This is a genomic window from Streptomyces sp. NPDC026538, from assembly GCF_055567535.1.
The window spans coordinates 606,489-619,045 of sequence record NZ_JBVHQG010000005.1 but is presented as its reverse complement, the minus strand read 5'-3'; the positions used below and the strand labels follow the sequence as shown (position 1 = coordinate 619,045).

The following is a 12,557-nucleotide window of genomic DNA, read 5'->3' as shown; positions in this document are numbered from 1 at the left end:
CGTGCGGCTCCCCGACCCCCACCGCTCCCGGGTCGTCCTGATCGGCGCGAGCCGCTACTGCGACCCGGCGCTGCCCGACCTGCCGGTGGTGGAGCGGACCGTCACCGATCTCGCCGGGCTGCTCACCGAGCCCCCGTACCGGCTCGTCCCCGAGAACCACTGCACGGTGTTGCTCGACGACGGCGACCTGCGCACGGTCGGCGACCGGCTGCGCGCCGCCGTCGCCGACGCCGAGGACCTCCTGCTGGTCTACTACGCCGGTCACGGCCTGGTCTCCGGGCGCCGGCACACCCTGTACCTGGCGCTGCCGGACAGCCGCTGGGAGGCGCCCGACTTCAACTCCCTGGAGTACGACAAGCTGCGCGACGCCGTCCTCGACTCCCCCGCCGAGACCAAGGTGGTCGTCCTCGACTGCTGCTTCTCCGGCCGGGCCGTCGGCGACTCGCTCAGCGGCGACACCGGGCGGATCGACCGGCTGGAGGTGGCCGGCACCTATGTCCTGACCTCCGCCCAGCGCGACCAGGTCGCCCTCGCCCTCCCCGACGAGGAACACACCGCGTTCTCGGGCCGGTTGATACGACTGCTGCGCGAAGGGGTGGTCGGCGGGCCCGAGTTGCTCACGGTCGACGACCTCTACCGCCGGCTGAGCGCCGTCATGGCCGCCGAGGGCCTGCCCACCCCGCTCAACCGGGGCGCCGGCACGGCCGGTTCGATCGCCCTGGGCATCAACCGCGCCTTCGGCGCCACCGCCGGACCCGAACTGCGCCGCCGCCACACGGCCGCCGTCGAGCAGGGCCGGGCCGGGGACTGGACCGGGGCCGCCGCGCTGCTGCGGGAGATCGTCGACGAGCAGACCCGGATCCTGGGCGCCGAGCACGAGGACACCCTGCGCGGCCGCCAGTCCCACGCACACAGCCTCGGCGGCGCCGGCAGCCCCGTGGCGGCGGCCGCTCTGCTGCGCCACCTCCTCGCCGATCAGCTGCGGTTGCTCGGCCCCGACCATCCGGACACCCTGCGCACCCGGCAGTTCCTCGCTGTCAACCTGGGGGAGGCGGGGCACCGGGAGGAGGCGGTCGGGATGCTCCGGGTGCTGCTCGCGGACCGGGGGCGGGTGCTGGGCACGGACCATCCGCACACGCTGCGGACCCGCCATCTGCTGGCCCGCAACCTGGCGTTCGCGGGCGGCCGGGAGGAGGCCCTGGCGCTGCTGCGGGAGGTGGTGGCGGTGCGGGAGCGCCTGCTGGGCCCGGAGCATCCGCACACCCGGAGAGCCCGGGAGGATCTGGCGGGGGTGAGTCATGTACGAGAGGTTCAGTGACCGGGCGCGGGACGTCGTCGACCTCGCCCGCGCGGAGGCACGGGCGCTCAGGCACTGGTACGTCGAGCCCGGGCATGTCCTGCTCGGGCTGCTCGACGCGGACGAGACCGAGGTCGTACGACTGCTCGGCACGCCCGCCGGACGGCTGCGCGTGGCGTTGACCACGGCCCTGGGCGTGGGCACGGTCGAACCGGGGGACTTCCTGCCGCTGACCGGTGAGGCCACCGCGGTGTTCGAGCTGGCGTCCCAGGAGGCCGACCGGCTCGGTCACCGGCTCGTGCAGCCCTTTCACCTCCTGTTCGCCCTGCTGGCCACCGCGAACACCGTGCTGGTGGACGTTCTCGCGGAACACCGGGTCGACCCCCGGCGGGTCCGCGCATCCTTCACCGCCCCGGCCACCCCCGCCGCCCTGCTGGACTCCCTCGTCACCCGGGCCCTCGCCGGCGCCTCGGGCATCCACGCCCCCGACCCCGCCGACGGGGCCGCCCCGCCACCCGGTCACGACCCCTACGTCTGGGCCATGAGCTGACCCGGCACGGCGGACTGTTTCCTCCTAGCCTGACCCCATGGACGTAAAACTCGCGCAGTGTTTCATCGCCGTCGACGACCATGACAAGGCCCTGGCCTTCTACCGGGACGTTCTCGGCCTGGAGGTCCACAACGACGTGGCGTTCGAGGGGATGCGCTGGGTGACCGTCGGGTCGCCGCAGCAGCCGGGCGTGGAGATCGTGCTGGAGCCGCCGGGCGCCAACCCGGACGCCTCCCCGGCCGACCGGCAGGCCATGGCGGAGTTGCTCGCCAAGGGGATGCTGCGCGGGGTGATCTTCTCCACCACCGACTGCGACGCGCTGTACGAACGGGTGCGGGAGCACGGCGGTGACGTGATCCAGGAACCGACGGACCAGCACTGGGGCGTGCGGGACTGCGCGTTCCGGGACCCGGCGGGCAACCTGCTGCGCTTCACGGAACGCCGGGACGAGTAGCCCCTCTACGATCCCCTCCATGACCATCCGCTGGACGTACGCCTTCGCCGACCGCCCCGCCGCGCACCTGGCCGCCGCCCAGGCCTTCTGGACGGCCGTCACGGGCACCTTCCTCTCCGCACCCCGCGGGGAGAACGACGAGTTCGTGACGCTGCTGCCGACCACCGGTGTCGACGCCTGCGTCAAGGTCCAGGGCGTCGACTCGGGGCCCGGCGGAGCCCACCTGGACCTCTGCGCGGAGGACGTGCCGGGGCTGGTGAAGCGGGCCCGCGAACTCGGCGCCGAACCGGTCGCCGAGCACGAGGGCTGGGCCGTACTGCGGTCGCCGGCCGGGCAGTCGTGGTGCGCGGTGCCCTGGCAGGGGGAGTCGGTACGGCCGCCGGTCGTCGCGGGCAGCCGGCTCGACCAGGTCAGCCTCGACATCCCGCCGTCCGCGTACGAGACGGAGACCGCGTTCTGGGCGGAGCTGACCGGCTGGGAGCTGCTGACCGGTTCGCTGCCGGAGTTCCGGGTACTCAGGCCGCCGGCCGGGCTGCCCGTGCGGATCCTGCTCCAGCGGCTGGCCGACGAGCGGCCCGCCACCGCCCACCTCGACCTGGCCTGCGCGGACATCGCGGCGACCCGGGCCAGGCACGAGGAGCTCGGCGCCGTCCAGGTGGCCGAGGGCCGGCACTGGACGGTCCTGCGCGACCCGGCGGGCGGCGTCTACTGCCTGACCGGCCGGGACCCGGAGACCGGCGGACTTCCCGGCCGGGGCTAGCCCCAGGGCTCCACATCCACCACGGCCGCGACCGGGATCGGCCCGTACACGTGCGGGAACTCCTCGCCGCCCGGCTCCGCCGCCTCCCACTTCACCGGTACGCCGACCCGGGCCGGGTCCACGACCAGCACCACCAGCTCGTCCGGTCCGTCGTAGGAGCCGTACAGGAAGGCGGCTATGCGCGGGAGTTGGTCGCGGGTGGAGCAGTGGATGAAGCCCTCCTCCTGGAGGGTGCGGCCGCGGGTGGACAGCTCGTAGGAGCCCCGCGCGCGGGCCTCTTCCCACAGGGAGCGCTCGGTGATGTGCAGGATGTTCGGAAGTCCGGTCATGCCGTAACGCTAGGGCGTCGCCGGGTCGTGCTTCCCGGCGCCCTCTGACGGCGGGGACTGCGGCGGCCGCTTCCCCGCACGGTTCCCGGCGCAGTCGGGATTACGACAGGGACCGGGCCCCCAGACGGGAACCCACGCGCCCAGCGTCTTGTGCCGACGCACCACTCTCTCCACGGTCTGCCCGCACTCCGGACAAACCCGCTCCTGGCTGTCCATGTCTCCAGCCTAGGCCGAAACCGAGACCTCCGGGATCCGAAGGAAACCGGCAGAACCCGGCAGAAGGGCGACGGCGAAGGGCGTCGAGCCCGCCCCCCATGGCAGGCCCCGCACGCCGTGGCAGGCGACGCGCCCCTCGAAAACGACGGGCCCCGCACGCCGTGGGGATGTGCGGGACCCGTTGGGCCGGAGCCCCCGGAGAGCCGTACGGGGTCAGGAGCCGCGCGGTTCCGGGGGCCCCGGGGTCTTCACCTGCTGCGCCGGGTCACGAACTCGGCGAGCGCGAGCAGACCGCCGGCGGACTCGGGGTCGGGCACGGCACGGGCGAGCTCCTGCATCGCCCGGGCCATCCGGTCTGCCGCCTCGGCCTGTGCCCAGTCACGGCCGCCCGCCCGCTCCACGGCCAGTGCCGTACGCGCGATCTCGTCGGCGTCGGCCCGCACCCGCGGCTTGGCGTACAGCTCGGCGAGTTCGCCCGCGGCCGGGGTACCGGAGGTGAGGGCCGCGACGACCGGCAGGGACTTCTTGCGGGCCGCCAGGTCCGCGCCGGCCGGCTTGCCGGTGCGCCGTGGATCACCCCATATCCCGATGACGTCGTCGATCAGCTGGAAGGCGAGCCCGGACTGCCGGCCGAAGCCGTCGAGCGCCGCCACCTCCTCCTCCGCCGCCCCCGCGTACAGCGCGCCCAGGGCGCAGGCGGAGCCGAGCAGCGCCCCGGTCTTGGCCTCGGCCATGACGAGCACCTCGTCGAGGGTGACCTCGCCGGGTGCCCGGTCCTCCAAGGCCGTGTCCGCGTGCTGACCGGCGCACAGTTCGAGGACGCACTGTGCGAGCCGGGCGGCGGCGGGCCCGGACGCCGGGTGCGGGTCCTCGGCGAGCAGCCGCAGGGCCAGCGCCTGGAGGGCGTCCCCTGCGAGGATCGCGTCGGCGTCGCCGAACACGGTCCACGCCGTGGGCCGGTGCCGCCGGGAGGTGTCCCGGTCCATGACGTCGTCGTGCAGCAGCGTGAAGTTGTGCACCAGCTCCACGGCGGCCGCGGCCCGCACGGCGGCCGCGCGGGCTGCCGGTCCGCCGAGCGCGTCGGCGGCGGCGAGGACGAGGGCGGGCCGGATGGCCTTGCCCGCGTCGCCGGCCGCCGGGGTGCCGTCCGCGTGCTCCCACCCGAAGTGGTAGAGCGCGATCCGCCGCATCGAACCGGGCAACGAGTCGACGGCCGCGTGCAGTTCGGGGTCGACGGACGCCCTGGCCCGCTCCAGTATGGCCGCCGCCTCGGCCCCCTCGAGGGACTCGACCCCCTCCGGCGGCACCCCCGTGGCACGCTGCTGGCGCTCCGTCACGAACTCGGCCATGGCCTCCCCCTCGCGGAGTGCGCATATGGTGGCGTCTCCGCCCCGGCTCGGCACGTACCCCGAGGGTGTACCCGCCCCGGAGGGCGGGGACACGGCCGCGAAGTGCGGAAACGTCACCTCCAGCGGCCGATCTCGACGTTCTCCAGCACGCCGAGCGCGTCGGGGACCAGAACGGCCGCCGAGTAGTAGGCCGTGACCAGGTAGTTGATGATGGCCTGCTCGTTGATGCCCATGAAGCGCACCGAGAGGCTCGGCTCGATCTCGTCGGGGATCCCGGACTGGCGCAGCCCGATGACGCCCTGGTCCGCCTCGCCCGTACGCATGGCGATGATCGAGGTGGTCCGGGCCTCGGAGACCGGGATCTTGTTGCACGGGTAGATCGGGACCCCGCGCCAGGTCGGGATGCGGTTGCCGCCGACCTCGACGGACTCGGGGACCAGTCCGCGCTTGTTGAGCTCACGGCCGAAGGCGGCGATCGCACGCGGGTGGGCGAGGAAGAGCTTGGTGCCGCGGCGGCGGCTGAGCAGCTCGTCCATGTCGTCGGGGCTGGGCACGCCGTCGTGCGGCTGCAGCCGCTGGTCGTACTGGCAGTTGCTGAGCAGACCGAACTCCGCGTTGTTGATCAGCTCGTGCTCCTGGCGCTCCTTCAACGCCTCGACGGTGAGCCGGAGCTGATGTTCGGTCTGGTTCATCGGCTGGTTGTAGAGGTCGGCGACCCGGGTGTGGATGCGCAGCACGGTCTGGGCGATGCTCAGCTCGTACTCACGCGGCCGGGCCTCGTAGTCGACGAAGGTGTGCGGGATCTCGGGCTCGCCGCTGTGGCCGGCCGCGAGGGCGACCTCCTTCTCGCCGAACTTGTTGGTGCGCTGCTCGGGGATCGCACGCAGCTGCTGAAGGTGCTCACGCAGCGAGTCGGCGCGCTCCGCTACCTGCTCGAAGTCCTGCCGGGACAGGGTCAGCACGGTGCAGGCCGTGTCCGCGCGGGCGGTGTACTCCCAGATGGCGTCCGGGTCGATCAGGCCCTGCTCGCCGAAGTGCGCGCCGTCGGCGAGGACGCCGAGCACCGCGTCGTCGCCGTACGGGCCGGTGCCGATCTTCTCGACACGGCCGTGGGCCAGCAGATAGACCTCCTCCGCCTGGCTGCCGAACGAGGCGATGACCTCTCCCGCGGCGAAGTCGCGCTGCCGGCAGCGCTGGGCCAGCTCCCCCAGCACCTCCTGGTCCTCGTACGACCGCAGGACGGGCAGCTCGCCCAGCTCCGCGGGGATGACCTCGACCCGGTCTCCGGTCTTCAGGAACGTGATACGGCCGTCACCGACCGTGTAGGTGAGCCGCCGGTTCACTCGGTACGTGCCGCCCTGGACTTCGACCCAGGGGAGTGTCCGCAGCAGCCAGCGGGAGCTGATCTCCTGCATCTGTGGAGCGGACTTGGTCGTGGTGGCCAGGTTCCGCGCGGCCGCCGTGTCCAGAGACTGCTGCGGCTTGCCCTGATCCGTGCGGACCTCTTCGCCTACCGACATAAGGAAATGCCCTCCCATACCTGCGCGGACGCCGAACTGCCCACGCATCGGTCTCACCGGCCACCCTGTCATCACGGAACGTGCTCGGGCCATTACCCGAAAGAGCGGGAATAGATCATCGAACAAGTGGGCATGCCGGGCGAATATCCGCTTACCTGACCCGCGATATGGCGACTTGTCCGGATCGGCTCGTACACGATCCGAACACCTCCGCAGGGGCTGGTCCGGGACAGCCGACTTCTGTAGAAGGTTCGGGACAAGCCAGCACAAAAGCTAAGGAGGCGGTCATGGCCCCACCCATGTCCGCGGACGCTCTCCTCGACGCGTTGCGGAGCGAGGGCGTCACGGTCGTCGAGGTCGGCGACTGGCGAGAACACAACCGGAACCACAAGGGGCCCTGGGGCCCGGTGCACGGGGTGATGATCCACCACACCGTGACCCACGGCACCGGACCCACGGTCCGGATCTGCTACGACGGCCGCCCCGACCTGCCCGGCCCGCTCTGCCACGGCGTGATCACCAAGGACGGCACGGTCCACCTCGTCGGCCACGGCCGTGCCAACCACGCGGGACTGGGTGACGACGACGTCCTGCGCGCCGTGATCGCCGAGAAGGCCCTGCCCCCGGACAACGAGGCGAACACCGACGGCAACCGGCACTTCTACGGCTTCGAGTGCGAGAACCTGGGCGACGGCGCGGACCCCTGGCCCGAGGCCCAGCTGGAGGCGGTCGAGAAGGTGGCCGCGGCGGTGTGCCGGCGGCACGGCTGGTCCGAGCGGTCCGTGATCGGGCACGCGGAGTGGCAGCCGGGGAAGGTGGACCCCCGCGGTTTCACGATGACCTGGCTGCGCGAGCGCGTCCGGGACCGTCTGAAGTGAGCCCTTGTGCACGCTCCGGGCGAGAATGACGGCGTGACCAGCGCCGACATACTCACCCCCCGGCTCCCGTCCCCGCTTGAGGAGGTGGCCGACGACCGGTTCGCCCGCCACGGCGTCCGGCTCCTCCTCAAGCGGGACGACCTGATCCACCCGGAGCTGATCGGCAACAAGTGGCGCAAGCTGGTCCCGAACATCGAGGCGGCGGCCGGACGCCCCGTGCTCACCTTCGGCGGGGCGTACTCCAACCATCTGCGGGCGACGGCCGCGGCGGGGCGCCTGCTCGGCTTTCCGACGGTGGGCGTGGTCCGGGGCGAGGAACTGGCGGCCCGGCCGCTGAACCCCTCGCTGGCGCGGTGCGCGGCCGACGGCATGCGTCTGCACTTCGTCGACAGGTCGACGTACCGACGCAAGACCGACCCTGAGGTGCTCGCCGCTCTGGCGCGGGCGACGGGAGCCGCGGACGCGTACGCCGTGCCGGAGGGCGGCAGCAACGCGGCCGCCGTACGCGGATGCCGGGCCCTGGGCGAGGAGCTGCGCGGACGGGCCGACGTGGTGGCGATCGCGTGCGGAACCGGCGGCACGCTGGCCGGGCTCGCCGCCGGGCTGGGCGCGGGGCAGCGCGCGCTGGGGGTGCCGGTGCTGCGGGGCGGGTTCCTGGCCGCGGAGACGGAGCGGCTCCAGCGGGAGGCGTTCGGGGGCCGGCGGGGGGACTGGTCGCTCGACGAGCGGTTCCACTTCGGCGGGTACGCCCGGACGACGCCCGAACTCGACGACTTCGCCAGGGACTTCGAGGACCGGCACGGGCTGGCGGTGGAGCGGTTGTATGTCGCCAAATTGCTGTATGGGCTTGTCGAGCTGGCCGCGGAGGGCGCGTTGCGGCGCGGGACCCGGGTGGCGGCGGTGATCACCGCCTGACCAGCGCTTGCGCCGCGGACTCAGGCGGCCTCCCGGTATGCCGCCGCCTCCTCCAGGTCCAGACGTCGTAGCAGCGTGCGGAGCATCTCGTCGTCGATGTAGCGGTGGTCGCGGAGGCGCACGAAGACCTCGCGTTCGGCGCTGATCATGTCGCGGGACAGCCGGCGGTAGGTGTCGTCGACCGACTCGCCGGTGACGGGGTTGGTCTGGCCGAGGCGCTCCCAGACGGCGTTGCGGCGGCGTTCCAGGACCGAGCGCAGGCGGTCGGCGAGCGGCGGTGGCAGTTCGTTGCGTTCGTCGGAGAGAAGTTCGTCGAGACGGTTCTCGGCCGCGCGGGACGCCTGCGCCTGGGCGTTGGCCTCGGCGAGGGTCTCGGCCTGCACGTCCCGGGGCGGGAACTTCATCAGGCGGATCAGCGGGGCCAGGCTGAGGCCCTGCACCACCAGGGTGCCGATGACGGTCGTGAAGGTCAGGAACAGGATCAGGTTGCGCTGCGGGAAGGGGCCGCCGTCGTGCACGGTGAGCGGGATCGAGAACGCGACGGCCAGCGAGACGACCCCGCGCATGCCGGCCCAGGACTCGACGGCGGGCGTTCTCCAGGTGGGGTTCTCCTCCCGTTCGCGGATCCGCCGGGACAGCATGCGCGGCAGGAAGGTCGCCGGGTAGATCCACACGAACCTGGCCGCGACCACGACGAGGAAGAGGGCGATCGCGTACCAGGCGGCGTCGATGCCCCGGTACGCGCCGAGGCCCTTCAGGACGACCGGCAGTTGCAGTCCGATCAGCGCGAAGACCGCCGACTCCAGCAGGAACGCGACCATCCGCCACACCGCGTCCTCCTGGAGACGGGTGGCGAAGTCGACCTCCCAGGCGCGGTGGCCGAGATAGAGGGCGACCACCACGACCGCCAGCACACCGGAGGCGTGAAACTGCTCGGCGATGCCATAGGCGACGAACGGGATCAGCAGCGACAGCGTGTTCTGGAGCAGGGGCTCCTGGAGATGGGTGCGCAGCCAGTGGATCGGCACCATCAGCGCCAGGCCGACCAGCACGCCGCCGATCGCGGCCACCAGGAACTCGCCGACCCCGTGCATCCAGGAGGCGCCCTCGCCGATGGCGGCCGCGACGGCGACCCGGAAGGCGGTGATCGCGGTGGCGTCGTTCAGCAGGGACTCGCCCTGCAGGACCGTGGTGAGCCGGGACGGCAGCCCCACCCGGCGGGCGATCGCGGCGGCCGCGACGGCGTCCGTGGGCGCCAGCACCGCGCCCAGCGCCAGCGCCGCCGGCAGCGGCAGCCCGGGCACGATCGCGTAGGCGGCCCAGCCGACGACGAAGGTCGCGAAGAGCACGTACCCGACCGACAGCAGCGCCACGGGCCGCATGTTGGCCCGCAGGTCCAGGTACGAGCTCTCGGTGCCCTCCTTGTACAGGAGCGGGGGCAGCACCAGCGGCAGCACGATGTCCGGGTCGAGCGTGTAGCCGGGGACTCCGGGAATGTACGAGACCGCCAGTCCGACGGCGACCAGCAGCAGGGGCGCCGGCACCGGGGTGCGACGCGCCGCACCCGCGATCGCCGCGCTTCCCGCGACCAGCAACAGCAGTGGCAACACGTCCAAGATCCTCGCCCGCCCTCATTTTTCGCGCGGCCACCCGCACACCCGTCGTAATCTGGCAATCATGAAACAGTGCACGCACGCCGGCGCGCTGCCGCACCCGGAACCCGAACCGCTGAACGAGACCTGCCCAGAGTGTCTCTCGCGGGGCTGGCACCCCGTCCAGCTGCGGCTCTGTCTGACCTGTGGCCATGTCGCCTGCTGCGACTCGTCACCGGGAAGACATGCGACGGGACACCACGAGACGTCCGGTCACCCCGTGATGCGGACCTTCGAGCCGGGCGAGGACTGGCGCTGGTGCTTCGTCGACCACGTCCTCGTGTGACACTGCACTAGGGCCGCCGAAGGCGGCCGTGGTGACGGTTCGACGGTTCGACGCCGGGGTACGTCAACCCGGCGCGCGCTCTTCCCAATTGGGCAAGCCGGACCCCTAGACACGGAGCGTATCCACAGGTTTACTGTGAGTGACGCCAGGGGGTTGGGGTCCCGGGACGGAAAAGTTCGGAGCGCGGTAGCGTCACCGCTGAACCACGTAGTGCGTTACCCCGGGGGGCGACCCTCGGCCCCGAAAAGCTTGTACCACCATGGAGGTGAGGGTGTCCCAGATCGCAGGCGAGCCCGCGACCCAGGACTTCGTGGAAGTCCGGCTGCCGGCTGCGGGTGCCTACCTGTCGGTGCTGCGGACGGCCACGGCCGGTCTCGCCGCCCGCTTGGACTTCACCCTGGACGAGATCGAGGACCTGCGCATCGCGGTGGACGAGGCCTGCGCGATCCTGCTCCAGCAGGCCGTTCCCGGCTCGGTGCTCAGCTGTGTCTTCCGCCTCGTCGACGACTCGCTGGAGGTCACGGTCTCCGCCCCGACCACGGACGGCCACGCCCCTTCGCGCGACACCTTCGCCTGGACCGTGCTCTCGGCCCTGGCGGGCAAGGTCTCGTCGGCCGTCGACGAGGACAAGACCGTGTCGATCAGCCTCTACAAACAGCGCGGCGCGGGACCCGGGCCGGCGTGAGGAACGGGGACGGGCCGGTGCGGGACGAAGAGCGCGGCACACGGGAGCTGTCGGCCGGGGGCGAGGACCCCGAGGCCGGCTCCCGCCGCATGGCTGACGGCATCGACGGCATCCCGGAACAGGCCAGGCCGCACCCGGAGGAACCCTCCGCGCCGGTCGGGCTGGACGGTGCCGCGCAGAGCGCGCCTCCGGACGGGCGGAACGGGGTCGCGGCCCCGAACCGAGCCGGGGCGAAGGCTCGTGGAAGGGCGACGGGCGGGACGATGAGCGAGCACGAGCGATACGCCGAGGACGAGGCGCTGGCCGCGGAGGTTGTGCAGGCGACCCAGCACGTACAACCTCAGGACCGCAGCGGAGCCCGCGCCATGTTCATCGAGCTGCGCAAGCTGAAGGACGGCAGCGCCGAGTACGCGGAGCTGCGCAACAAGCTGGTCCGGATGCACCTGCCGCTCGTGGAGCACCTCGCACGCCGGTTCCGCAACCGTGGCGAGCCACTGGACGACCTCACCCAGGTCGCCACCATCGGCCTGATCAAGTCGGTCGACCGGTTCGATCCGGAGCGGGGCGTGGAGTTCTCCACGTACGCCACCCCGACCGTGGTCGGCGAGATCAAGCGGCACTTCCGTGACAAGGGCTGGGCGGTCCGCGTTCCGCGCCGCCTCCAGGAGCTGCGTCTCGCGCTCACGACCGCCACGGCGGAGCTGTCCCAGCAGCACGGCCGCTCCCCCACGGTCCACGAGCTGGCCGAGAAGCTCGCGATCTCGGAGGAGGAGGTCCTGGAGGGCCTGGAGTCGGCCAACGCGTACTCCACGCTGTCCCTGGACGTCCCCGACACCGACGACGAGTCCCCGGCGGTCGCCGACACGCTCGGCGCGGAGGACGAGGCCCTGGAGGGTGTCGAGTACCGCGAGTCTCTCAAGCCGTTGCTGGAGGACCTGCCGCCCCGCGAGAAGCGGATCCTTCTCCTCCGCTTCTTCGGCAACATGACGCAGTCCCAGATCGCCCAGGAGGTCGGCATCAGCCAGATGCACGTCTCCCGGCTGCTGGCCCGTACGCTGGCCCAGCTCCGGGAGAAGCTGCTGGTCGAGGAGTAGGTCTTTCCGTCGAGGCCGGAGATCAGCCGCTACGCCCCGGTCCCTTGATCCCAAGGGCCTGGGTGGTAGCCGAGTTCACCAGCAGAACCAGCGAAGCGATGGCCACCACGGCCAACGCGATCCCCGCCGGGATGGCCGCGCTGTCGGCCTGCAGCAGGTTGTAGGCCACCGGCAGCGCCATGATCTGCGTGATCACCGCGGGCCCCCGGCTCCAGCTCTTCCGCAGCAGCAGCCCCCGCGCCGCCAGCAACGGCAGCAGCGCCAGCACGATCACCGTGATGCCCCCGGTGACCGCCTGCCCCCGGTCGTCCGGAGACCCGGTGAGTCCGAGGACGAGCATCCAGACCCCGCCGACCGCCAGCGCGAGCCCTTCCACTCCGCTCAGCGCGGCCGCATACGTCAGCCGTCGCGGACGGGGTCCGTCGGTTACGTCGGCCTTCTCAGCCGTAGGCGCATTGCTCACGCCAGAAGGGTAGCCCTCGCCCGAAAACGTCGGCGCCGCCCCCGCGAGGCCACGTGTTCAGACTCACGCCTCTTTCTCTTACCGGATCCCTAACACGGCCTGGGCCCGG

Annotated in this window: 15 protein-coding genes; 9 read left to right on the top strand and 6 right to left on the bottom strand. The window is 72.1% G+C overall.

Annotation, left to right across the window (positions count from 1 at the left end; genetic code table 11):
* The first annotated feature begins 1 nt into the window (after position 1).
* From ACZ4N4_RS23285 to ACZ4N4_RS23270, 4 genes are read left to right on the top strand one after another with little or no spacing between them, the layout of a single operon-like run.
* Positions 2 to 1,318, top strand: coding sequence for a caspase family protein (locus tag ACZ4N4_RS23285; protein ID WP_453571019.1), 1,317 nt, complete (start codon positions 2 to 4; stop codon positions 1,316 to 1,318).
* Complete coding sequence (locus ACZ4N4_RS23280; protein WP_467591646.1) at positions 1,299 to 1,847, top strand: Clp protease N-terminal domain-containing protein; 549 nt, start codon at positions 1,299 to 1,301, stop codon at positions 1,845 to 1,847. The genes ACZ4N4_RS23285 and ACZ4N4_RS23280 overlap by 20 nt, the downstream gene beginning before the upstream one ends.
* 37 nt (positions 1,848 to 1,884) lie before the next feature.
* Positions 1,885 to 2,301, top strand: a complete 417-nt coding sequence (locus ACZ4N4_RS23275; protein WP_362731516.1) for a VOC family protein — start codon at positions 1,885 to 1,887, stop codon at positions 2,299 to 2,301.
* 19 nt (positions 2,302 to 2,320) lie between these two features.
* The gene (locus tag ACZ4N4_RS23270) at positions 2,321 to 3,061 is read left to right on the top strand and encodes a VOC family protein (protein ID WP_467591642.1); all 741 of its coding nucleotides are present in this window, start codon (positions 2,321 to 2,323) and stop codon (positions 3,059 to 3,061) included.
* Here ACZ4N4_RS23270 and ACZ4N4_RS23265 read toward each other — a convergent pair.
* From ACZ4N4_RS23265 to ACZ4N4_RS23250, 4 genes are all read right to left on the bottom strand, one after another.
* On the bottom strand, positions 3,058 to 3,390 hold the full coding sequence (locus tag ACZ4N4_RS23265; RefSeq protein WP_467591639.1) for a DUF952 domain-containing protein: 333 nt from the start codon (positions 3,388 to 3,390) through the stop codon (positions 3,058 to 3,060). The two genes, ACZ4N4_RS23270 and ACZ4N4_RS23265, sit on opposite strands and share 4 nt — an antisense overlap.
* Positions 3,391 to 3,399: 9 nt before the next feature.
* Positions 3,400 to 3,606, bottom strand: a complete 207-nt coding sequence (locus tag ACZ4N4_RS23260; RefSeq protein ID WP_467591636.1) for a hypothetical protein — start codon at positions 3,604 to 3,606, stop codon at positions 3,400 to 3,402.
* A gap of 248 nt (positions 3,607 to 3,854) precedes the next feature.
* Positions 3,855 to 4,955, bottom strand: a complete 1,101-nt coding sequence (locus ACZ4N4_RS23255) for a family 2 encapsulin nanocompartment cargo protein polyprenyl transferase (protein WP_467591633.1) — start codon at positions 4,953 to 4,955, stop codon at positions 3,855 to 3,857.
* Positions 4,956 to 5,068: 113 nt separating this feature from the next.
* Positions 5,069 to 6,475: a family 2B encapsulin nanocompartment shell protein gene (locus tag ACZ4N4_RS23250; protein ID WP_467591630.1), complete on the bottom strand. Its 1,407-nt coding sequence runs from the start codon at positions 6,473 to 6,475 to the stop codon at positions 5,069 to 5,071.
* A gap of 287 nt (positions 6,476 to 6,762) precedes the next feature.
* Between ACZ4N4_RS23250 and ACZ4N4_RS23245 the strand changes: the two genes are divergently transcribed.
* Positions 6,763 to 7,353: an N-acetylmuramoyl-L-alanine amidase gene (locus ACZ4N4_RS23245; protein ID WP_453571000.1), complete on the top strand. Its 591-nt coding sequence runs from the start codon at positions 6,763 to 6,765 to the stop codon at positions 7,351 to 7,353.
* Positions 7,354 to 7,386: 33 nt separating this feature from the next.
* Entirely contained in the window at positions 7,387 to 8,268 is an 882-nt protein-coding gene (locus tag ACZ4N4_RS23240) for a 1-aminocyclopropane-1-carboxylate deaminase/D-cysteine desulfhydrase (protein ID WP_467591627.1), read from the top strand.
* 20 nt (positions 8,269 to 8,288) lie between these two features.
* Here ACZ4N4_RS23240 and ACZ4N4_RS23235 read toward each other — a convergent pair whose 3' ends face one another.
* Positions 8,289 to 9,884, bottom strand: a complete 1,596-nt coding sequence (locus ACZ4N4_RS23235; RefSeq protein WP_467591624.1) for a Na+/H+ antiporter — start codon at positions 9,882 to 9,884, stop codon at positions 8,289 to 8,291.
* 61 nt (positions 9,885 to 9,945) lie between these two features.
* On the opposite strand from ACZ4N4_RS23235, the gene ACZ4N4_RS23230 reads away from it, so the two are divergent.
* From ACZ4N4_RS23230 to ACZ4N4_RS23220, 3 genes are all read left to right on the top strand, one after another.
* Positions 9,946 to 10,206 carry a UBP-type zinc finger domain-containing protein gene (locus tag ACZ4N4_RS23230; protein WP_365801712.1) on the top strand — a complete coding sequence of 87 codons (261 nt, stop codon included), beginning with the start codon at positions 9,946 to 9,948 and terminating at the stop codon, positions 10,204 to 10,206.
* Between the two features lie 271 nt (positions 10,207 to 10,477).
* Complete coding sequence (locus tag ACZ4N4_RS23225; protein WP_004925829.1) at positions 10,478 to 10,891, top strand: ATP-binding protein; 414 nt, start codon at positions 10,478 to 10,480, stop codon at positions 10,889 to 10,891.
* Positions 10,888 to 11,985 carry an RNA polymerase sigma factor SigF gene (locus tag ACZ4N4_RS23220; protein WP_467591621.1) on the top strand — a complete coding sequence of 366 codons (1,098 nt, stop codon included), beginning with the start codon at positions 10,888 to 10,890 and terminating at the stop codon, positions 11,983 to 11,985. The genes ACZ4N4_RS23225 and ACZ4N4_RS23220 overlap by 4 nt, the downstream gene beginning before the upstream one ends.
* A gap of 22 nt (positions 11,986 to 12,007) precedes the next feature.
* Here ACZ4N4_RS23220 and ACZ4N4_RS23215 read toward each other — a convergent pair whose 3' ends face one another.
* The gene (locus ACZ4N4_RS23215) at positions 12,008 to 12,448 is read right to left on the bottom strand and encodes a hypothetical protein (RefSeq protein WP_453570990.1); all 441 of its coding nucleotides are present in this window, start codon (positions 12,446 to 12,448) and stop codon (positions 12,008 to 12,010) included.
* Positions 12,449 to 12,557 lie beyond the last annotated feature (109 nt).